General features: G+C 58.9%; 7 protein-coding genes and 3 pseudogenes. 4 read left to right on the top strand and 6 right to left on the bottom strand.

What is annotated here, in order from left to right:
• From LB462_RS19855 to LB462_RS19845, 4 genes and pseudogenes are all read right to left on the bottom strand, one after another.
• Window positions 1-729: pseudogene (locus tag LB462_RS19855) on the bottom strand (hypothetical protein); the annotation flags it as partial.
• A 14-nt stretch (window positions 730-743) separates the two neighbouring features.
• Entirely contained in the window at window positions 744-866 is a 123-nt protein-coding gene (locus LB462_RS31250; RefSeq protein WP_255626941.1) for a hypothetical protein, read from the bottom strand.
• 33 nt (window positions 867-899) lie between these two features.
• Window positions 900-1,136 (bottom strand): annotated as a pseudogene (locus tag LB462_RS19850) (carbohydrate ABC transporter permease); the annotation flags it as partial.
• 209 nt (window positions 1,137-1,345) lie between these two features.
• Entirely contained in the window at window positions 1,346-2,302 is a 957-nt protein-coding gene (locus tag LB462_RS19845; RefSeq protein ID WP_224511574.1) for a LysR family transcriptional regulator, read from the bottom strand.
• 99 nt (window positions 2,303-2,401) lie between these two features.
• Between LB462_RS19845 and LB462_RS19840 the strand changes: the two genes are divergently transcribed.
• Complete coding sequence (locus tag LB462_RS19840) at window positions 2,402-3,274, top strand: SDR family NAD(P)-dependent oxidoreductase (RefSeq protein WP_224511563.1); 873 nt, start codon at window positions 2,402-2,404, stop codon at window positions 3,272-3,274.
• Between the two features lie 121 nt (window positions 3,275-3,395).
• On the opposite strand, the gene LB462_RS19835 is transcribed toward LB462_RS19840, so the two are convergent.
• Window positions 3,396-3,980, bottom strand: coding sequence for a TetR/AcrR family transcriptional regulator (locus LB462_RS19835; protein WP_224511561.1), 585 nt, complete (start codon window positions 3,978-3,980; stop codon window positions 3,396-3,398).
• A gap of 123 nt (window positions 3,981-4,103) precedes the next feature.
• On the opposite strand from LB462_RS19835, the gene LB462_RS19830 reads away from it, so the two are divergent.
• Together LB462_RS19830 and LB462_RS19825 are read left to right on the top strand one after the other, a co-directional pair.
• Window positions 4,104-5,333 (top strand): MFS transporter, encoded by a 1,230-nt coding sequence (locus LB462_RS19830; protein WP_224511552.1) that lies wholly within the window; start codon window positions 4,104-4,106, stop codon window positions 5,331-5,333.
• A pseudogene (locus LB462_RS19825) lies at window positions 5,314-5,568 on the top strand (pyridine nucleotide-disulfide oxidoreductase); the annotation flags it as partial. The gene LB462_RS19830 and the pseudogene LB462_RS19825, both read left to right, overlap by 20 nt.
• A 137-nt stretch (window positions 5,569-5,705) precedes the next feature.
• On the opposite strand, the gene LB462_RS19820 reads toward LB462_RS19825, so the two are convergent.
• Window positions 5,706-6,296: a dioxygenase family protein gene (locus tag LB462_RS19820; protein ID WP_224511550.1), complete on the bottom strand. Its 591-nt coding sequence runs from the start codon at window positions 6,294-6,296 to the stop codon at window positions 5,706-5,708.
• Between the two features lie 411 nt (window positions 6,297-6,707).
• Between LB462_RS19820 and LB462_RS19815 the strand changes: the two genes are divergently transcribed.
• Window positions 6,708-6,986 carry a hypothetical protein gene (locus LB462_RS19815; RefSeq protein ID WP_224511548.1) on the top strand — a complete coding sequence of 93 codons (279 nt, stop codon included), beginning with the start codon at window positions 6,708-6,710 and terminating at the stop codon, window positions 6,984-6,986.
• The last annotated feature ends 54 nt before the right edge of the window (window positions 6,987-7,040 follow it).

The following is a 7,040-nucleotide window of genomic DNA, read 5'->3' as shown; positions in this document are numbered from 1 at the left end:
CCAGGCCTTGTCCATATCCGCGGTGATGAGTGTCGGCAGCATGGTCTCCAGCGCGTTGATGTCTGCGACATTGAACATTGTCAGAGCTGTATCATTCGCGTTGATCAACCTTATGCTTTTTGAAACCTTGTAAAGAAATCCCGGATCAAGCGTTTGCGCATGATCGATGTCCCGCACGCCATCAACCTTGAGCTTGTCGACAGCGGCTTTGAGGCCCGTGAAATCCATCTGGAGGATGCCGACTCCCGTCGCCAAAAAAATAGTGCGGTAACGCTGTTCACTTTCGGCCAAAACACCGATCGCAGCTTTCACCCTGAAAGCAAGGAATGTTGTGATCCCGATGGCAGCAAGGCTGACGAAGCAACGGCCTATTGAATCTTCAAGGGCCGGCAGCCCTTCGCCATGCGAAATCATAAACCCCAAAACGGTGAGTCCGATACAGCCAGCGCCGATCAGAACGAGCCCTATCTGGGTTGCAAAATTAAGCGATAGCAAGACCACGAGCACGTAGAGCACTGCAATGGCGATGTCCAAGGTTGTCAATGTGTCCAGCAGGAAAACCGCTACAGCAATAATAGCAGCAGCGGTACGCGAAAATCTTAATGTGTTTAGGAATGCAAAATTTATGATGACACTGAAACGGTCGCTTGCCAGCCGCGGAGCTATGGCTGCTCCGATACCTCGTGAGGCCCCTGTCGCAATCGCTGTTTCTCTCTCTTTCGTGGACATTGTAAATCCCCCTTTCAGCAGTCGTCTTGCAGCAAGGAAATGCCGACCTTGTCAGCGAGCGTCGTATCGGCAAAGGCCGGAACGCAGAGCCCTGTAGCGATCGCTGCCGCGGCAATCGTCTGCTTGAAGAAGTTCATGGTTCTCTCCTGTATTGATATCAAAGAGGTGGTTCAGCCCTTCAGACCGGTCAGCGTGATGCCTTTGATGAAGCGCCTTTGCGCCGCCAGAAACGCCACGACCAGGGGAAGTGTGATCACCAGGGTCGCTGCCATGAGCGCCCCGGTCTCGGCGGCACGGAAGAAGAGCCGACCAAGCGGCGGCGTCGCCCTTCCATACTGGTGATGATGATCAGCGGCCAAATCGTTCCAGTGCGCAACCACGGAGGAGATCGCGAACGCCGTCACCGCCGCGCGGTCTTGTTAGGCGAGCTGCATGACGGTTATGTCTCAGATTGATGACAGTTTAATGACTATCTCGTGAAATGGAATGGGGTTCGTATAGCACCTTCAGGAAGAAGGGGGCATCGCATATGGCCCGGGCGGTGCTCGCAATGCTGGGCCCCACCGCCGTAACCGGCTCCAACGCTGCGCAAGATGAAAGCTTCGCGTTTCCGCCGTTAGCCTTTCAGCTCACCTGTGGCGGTATGGTGGGATTTGGCCTCGATCCGGCGAAGCCGTAACAGCTTTCTGGTGACATCGATGAAGGCGCGCAGCTTCGGCTGCGCCTGGGCACGTTGCGGAAAGTAGAGGAAGAGCCCCGGCGTGGTGGGCAGGTAAGGCTCCAGCACGCGGACAAGCAGTCCGGCACGCTGCTCCTGTTCAACTGCGATGTCGGCAACATATGAAAGGCCGAGCCCAGCCTTTGCGAAAGAGACAAGCAGCGCGCCATCATTGACGATGAGCTTTCCCGGAGGATCGACCGAAAGGGGGCGCCCCTCGCGTTCGAACTCCCATCGATAGAGAGCGCCGGAGGCCGGGAAGCGATATCGGATAGCCTCATGACGGGTCAGGTCTTCGGGAATTGCCGGGCGGCCGTGGGCAGCCAGGTAGGAGGGGGCGGCCACGACAGACCAGACGATATCGCGCGAGAGCCTTACTCCCACCATGTCGCGTTCGACATATTCGCCGATCCGGATGCCTGCATCGAAACCGCGCCCCAGCAAGTCGACAGCTGCGTCCTCCACAGCGACTTCGACTGTAATCCCTGGATGCGCGTGCCGGAAGGCCGGCACCACGCGATCAATGATAAGGGGCACGGCCATACGGGGTACCGTGAGGCGCAGGAAACCTGAAGGTTCATCCCCCATGGCTCCTGCCGTTTCGATGGCGTCCGCAATATCGGCAACTGCAGGTGCCACACGCGACAACAGGTCCGCGCCCGCCTCGGTCAGACGGACCCGGCGCGTCGTGCGAACAAACAAAGGTGTGCCGAGCTTCGCTTCGAGTGCCTTTACTGCCTGGCTTACGGCTGCAGGGGAAACGCCCAGCCGTGCGGAGGCCGCCGTGAATCCGCGTGTTTCCGCTACGGCGAGGAAGGCGGCCAGACCGGAGAAAGGGTCAGGTATCATGCTCATACGATTATAAATCTATACTAAATAGTGCACAAAGCCACCCGCGATTTTTCCCGGCAATCGCTTGGATTACTCTCCCGCAAACATATTGTGGAGGAACCCATGACAAACATGTCTGAGGAAATGACAGCGGTTCCGCGGCGGCAGGTTCTAGCGGGCATGCTTGCCGCAGGTACACTAGCCGGGCAGAATTTCGTAACATCAGCGTCGGCAGCCGCGGAGACACCGGGCGCGTTGGCAGGCAAGGTGATAATCGTCACGGGTGCCACTTCCGGCATTGGAGCCGCGACGGTAGCGGCTTTCGCCCGTGCGGGCGCTCGGGTCAGCTTTAATGGAAGACGCGAGGCACTCGGTCGCCAGGTGGAAGCAGAGATACGCGCAGCGGGCGGCGACGCCGTCTACCTTAGATCGGATGTGCGCGACGCAGGGCAGGTGGAGCGTTTCGTATCTGACGTGGTCGAACGCTATGGCGGTATCGATGTCGCCTTCAACAATGCAGGGATCGATTTGCCGCCAGCGCCAATCGCCGATACGGACATCGCCGGTTTCGACGACCAGATCGCGACGAATCTGCGCGGAGTATTTGTCTCAATGAAATACGAGATGCCGCATCTGGTGCGCTCGAAGGGAGCCATGATCAACATGGCGTCCATTGGCGGTCGCCATGCTTTCCCTAATATTGTTGCCTATGGCGCCTCGAAAGCCGCTGTCATTCACATGACACGCGCAGCCGCACAGGAGTATGGCCGCAACGTCCGTATCAATGCAATCGCGCCAGGTCCGATCGAGAGCCCCATGCTTGAGCGAGTACGCCGGGACTGGAATGTTACAACCGAACAGCTGGTTGCACCCTATCCGATGCGCCGGGTGGGTACGCCGGATGAAGTTGCAGCGTTGGTGCTGTTTCTCGCTGGCAATCAAAGTTCGTATCTGAGTGGACATGTGATCGGCATTGACGGCGGCGATCTTCCGTAAACTAAGCTAATAAAGCTGCGAGGGTCGTCACGTTGGAAGCCCGCCTCGAGGTAGACACAACGTGCCCTCGCTGCCGACGGGCGGCCGCTAAAATCTATCTCATCAATATCGGCCTTCAATGCTACTTGCGAAGTCCCTCCAGCATCGTCCTGAACCCCGCGACTGCCCGCTTCGAAACCGTCTCCGGCTTCTCCGCATTGGCGATCCACAGCGCCATGTGGCTGCTGGCGCCATTGATGAGGCGGGCGGCGGTTTCGGTGTCGATGTCGATGATCTCGCCATCGGCCTTGAGACGGTCGAGGCTATGGGAGAGGGCTGCGATGCAGCCGGGGGTGTTCTGCCATTGCGAGATGTCGCCCAGCACGGCCGGGCCGTCGCGGAACATGATGCGCTGGATCTCGGGCTCGAGTGCCATTTCGATATAGGCGGCGCATTCGTCGACGAAACCCTGCCAGCGGGTAGGGGCCGATGCCGAGACCTTGTTGAGGCGTTCGGTCATTTCCGCGTCGATTTCCATGATGACGGCTTGGAGCAGACCCTTCTTGTCGCCGAAATGGTGATAGAGGGCGCCGCGCGTCAGCCCTGCTTCGCCGGTGAAATCGTCCATTGACGCTTCCGCGTAGCCGATCCTGCCGAAGGCATGCCGACCGGCCGCGATAAGCTTGGCGCGAGTCTTTGCGATCATTTCCGTTCGCGGCCTGGCCATGGCGTCTCCTTTCTTACACATACGCGGCGTATATTTTATTTGACATACGTGGCGTATACCATTATCTCGATTACATACGCCACGTATGTAGGTGTCGCATTCGATAGCTGAAAGGAGTGCACTGTGTCAAATCCATACAGGGAAATATTCCGGGCACCGGGGGCGAAGGGCTTCTCCGCAGCCGGCTTTTTCGCGCGCCTTCCCATAGCCATGGCGCCGATCGGGATCGTCGCCATGCTCTCCCAGACGCTTGGCGAATATTGGCTGGCCGGCGCGGTCTCGGCGACCTATGCGCTGACCAACGCGCTGATTTCGCCGCAGATTTCGCGGGCGGTCGACCGGCTCGGCCAGACGGCGGTGGTCGTGCCGACCACTGTCGTGTCGGTGGTGGCGTTCATCGCGCTGATCGCAGCGGCCAACCAGAACTGGCCAGCCTGGACGCTGTTCGTCTCGGCTTTCCTCGCGGCAGCCATGCCAAGCATTCCGGCGCTGATGCGGGCCCGCTGGACGGAGCTCTTCCGCAACCGGCCCGAGCTCAATACGGCCTTCGCGTTTGAAAGTGCCGCAGACGAGCTGGTCTACATCGCCGGCGCCTCGCTGTCGGTGGGGCTTGCGGTGGCAATGTTCCCGGAAGCCGGCATGATAATGAGCACAGCTTTCTTGGCACTCGGGACGGCCGCCTTCATCCTGCAGCGCGGCACCGAGCCCAAAGTGCGCCATGTCGCGGGCGTCGTTTCGGCGGGCTCGGCGATCCGACAGCGTCCGGTGCAGATCATCACGCTCGCGCTGATCTTCGTCGGCTCGATCTTCGCGACGGCTGAAGTGAGCGCTGTCGCGATCACTAAGGAGCTTGGGCAGCCGAATGCCGCAAGCCTGGTGATCGGCGTCTATGCCGTCGGTTCCTTCATGGTAGGCCTGGTCCTCGGAGCGCTCAACCCGCGCATGGCCCTGCACCGTCAGCTGCTGATCGCGGTGGGCGTAATTGCACTGACCTCGTTGCCACTGCTCGTCGCCGGCAGCTCGGTGACCCTGCTTGCCGTCGCCGTCTTCGTGAGCGGCATCGCGATCTCGCCGACCTTCATCACAGCCTTCGGCCTGATCGAACGCCGCGTACCGGAATCGATGCTGACCGAGGGCGTGACTTGGGTAATGACCGGTATCGGCATCGGCATGGCGCTGGGCGCCTTCGTCTCGGGCTGGGTGGTGGACAATTACGGTCCCGAGAACGGCTTTTGGGTGTCCGTGGCAGCCGGGGCCGCGACCGTCGTGATCATCGCTCTCGGCCAGCGGACGCTTTCGGGTGACTGCACCGACGGAGCGGATTGCGCGGTGCTGGAGCATTCCGCGCCATAGGGATGGGAACATCTTCGTCCAGCACAAACGTGATGACCAAAAGCAGATACAGCCATCGCGATGGACGCGCCGGAAAGCATCGTCATGGTTGGTGGTGGTGCGTTGGGCTTTGCCGCGGCAGAACTGCTCCGCCGGGAGGGATTTCCAGGGTAGCATTACCATGCTGAGCGCGGACTCCGCCGCTCCGGTCGACCGACCGAACCTTTCGAAGGACTACTTGGCGGGCAGCGCGCCCGGACAAGTACGATCGAACATCTCGATCAATGCTTTCATTCGACCAGCTTTCGTGACCTCAACGACTCCGCCGAACGTCGCGAAGGGATTTCCCTTCTCCGTCAAGTAAATGCTCATTCCGGCTGGGAACGACACGCCTTACACAATGAAGTCGAAGCGACCGAATTTCCCGTCACCCGTGTCGCGGATGTGGAGCAAGAGCCGCTCATCAAAGATCTGGTCGCGTTCGTTCAGGGGCTCGCCCGGAAAATACAGCTGGGTCGTCAAGACGCTCCCACCTGGCTTTTGGACTTTCACATGGTAGTGGCGCGTGCGTCCCGGATAGAGCGATGGAATGATGGTCGAAAACCACCAGCGGCCATTCTCATCGGTGAACTGATGACCACGCAACCTGTAGCCGATGCGGTCATACGAGCCACGTTCATCGGCGTGCCAAAGCTCGACAAGTGCCCTGTTGATGGATTTGCAGTCTGTCGCGAGCACGAAACCGGCTATGGTGATCCTGATCCCGTGAGGTGCGTCGGCGGCAAAATCCTGTTTGAGTGGCGAGCTAGGTTTGTAATACGGTCCTTCAGTCTGCGCGATGGTCAGCTCATCCGCATCCTGGCATGCCCGCGTCAACTCGAGAGCGGATTGTGTGCTGAGGGCATTCGCTTCGAAAATACCTGCCGCTTTGATCGATGGTACGGCCAGAAACGCGGCGAGGACTGATCGACGTGTTGGTTTCATCGTCTTGAGACCCCCTTAGTAGAATGCGTTGCCATCATCATTATTGGTTGCACCCACTCGAACCCTCCCAGATCAGCGATGATCCTGGCGCGGTCGCTGGTATTGGCCACGCTGACCGTCATCCTGGAAGCCGGCACAATAGCACGAGGATGGGGATCCTTCACCTCGCCGCGCCTCCAAAGCGAACAGTGAAGGTTCAATAGTGGTCTGCCAAAATCCAGCGATTTGCGCCCGTATACGCATAACGGGTATCTTTACAGTATCTTGATGACTTTCCGACTTCCGGCCAATCGAAACGATATGCAGGATTTTCTATCTTCCATCAGTGTGTCCGTCTGATCGTCGCGAGTGTCTCGTGTGCACGGGCTGATACCAGACTTTGTTCAAACAAACTGTGTAGGAGTGTCCCGAATGGGTGTGCCAAGCAAGATGCCGTCCGAACATGGATTCGACCAACGCTTGATCCTTGGCCGCGATGCTCATGGGAACTGGGTTGTCTGTGATGAAACAGGGAAGGCGGCTGGGCTATTTGCCGACCGTGCCTCTGCGGTGCATTTTGCCCTGTTCGAGAGTGAGTACGCTCCGGCTGGTGTGGTGTGTATTCCAGAGAATTCCATCATCAATCTTCAGGATTCGGGCGACACTGATACTCCATCGAGCCGTGATCTGAGGAAACGCTCGCGGGAATAATCCGCCGGAAGGGCGTAGAACGTAGAGCCAAGCGGAGTTGCCGCAACGTCATTC

The sequence above is a fragment of the Phyllobacterium chamaecytisi genome, assembly GCF_020164455.1.
Taxonomy (GTDB): domain Bacteria; phylum Pseudomonadota; class Alphaproteobacteria; order Rhizobiales; family Rhizobiaceae; genus Phyllobacterium; species Phyllobacterium chamaecytisi.
This window is presented reverse-complemented; position numbering and strand designations above follow the sequence as displayed.

Coding starts and splice junctions, on each gene's coding strand:
- LB462_RS31250 (WP_255626941.1), bottom strand. CDS start 866: ATGAACTTCTTCAAGCAGACGATTGCCGCGGCAGCGATCGCTACAGGG.
- LB462_RS19845 (WP_224511574.1), bottom strand. CDS start 2,302: ATGAGCATGATACCTGACCCTTTCTCCGGTCTGGCCGCCTTCCTCGCC.
- LB462_RS19840 (WP_224511563.1), top strand. CDS start 2,402: ATGACAAACATGTCTGAGGAAATGACAGCGGTTCCGCGGCGGCAGGTT.
- LB462_RS19835 (WP_224511561.1), bottom strand. CDS start 3,980: ATGGCCAGGCCGCGAACGGAAATGATCGCAAAGACTCGCGCCAAGCTT.
- LB462_RS19820 (WP_224511550.1), bottom strand. CDS start 6,296: ATGAAACCAACACGTCGATCAGTCCTCGCCGCGTTTCTGGCCGTACCA.
- LB462_RS19815 (WP_224511548.1), top strand. CDS start 6,708: ATGGGTGTGCCAAGCAAGATGCCGTCCGAACATGGATTCGACCAACGC.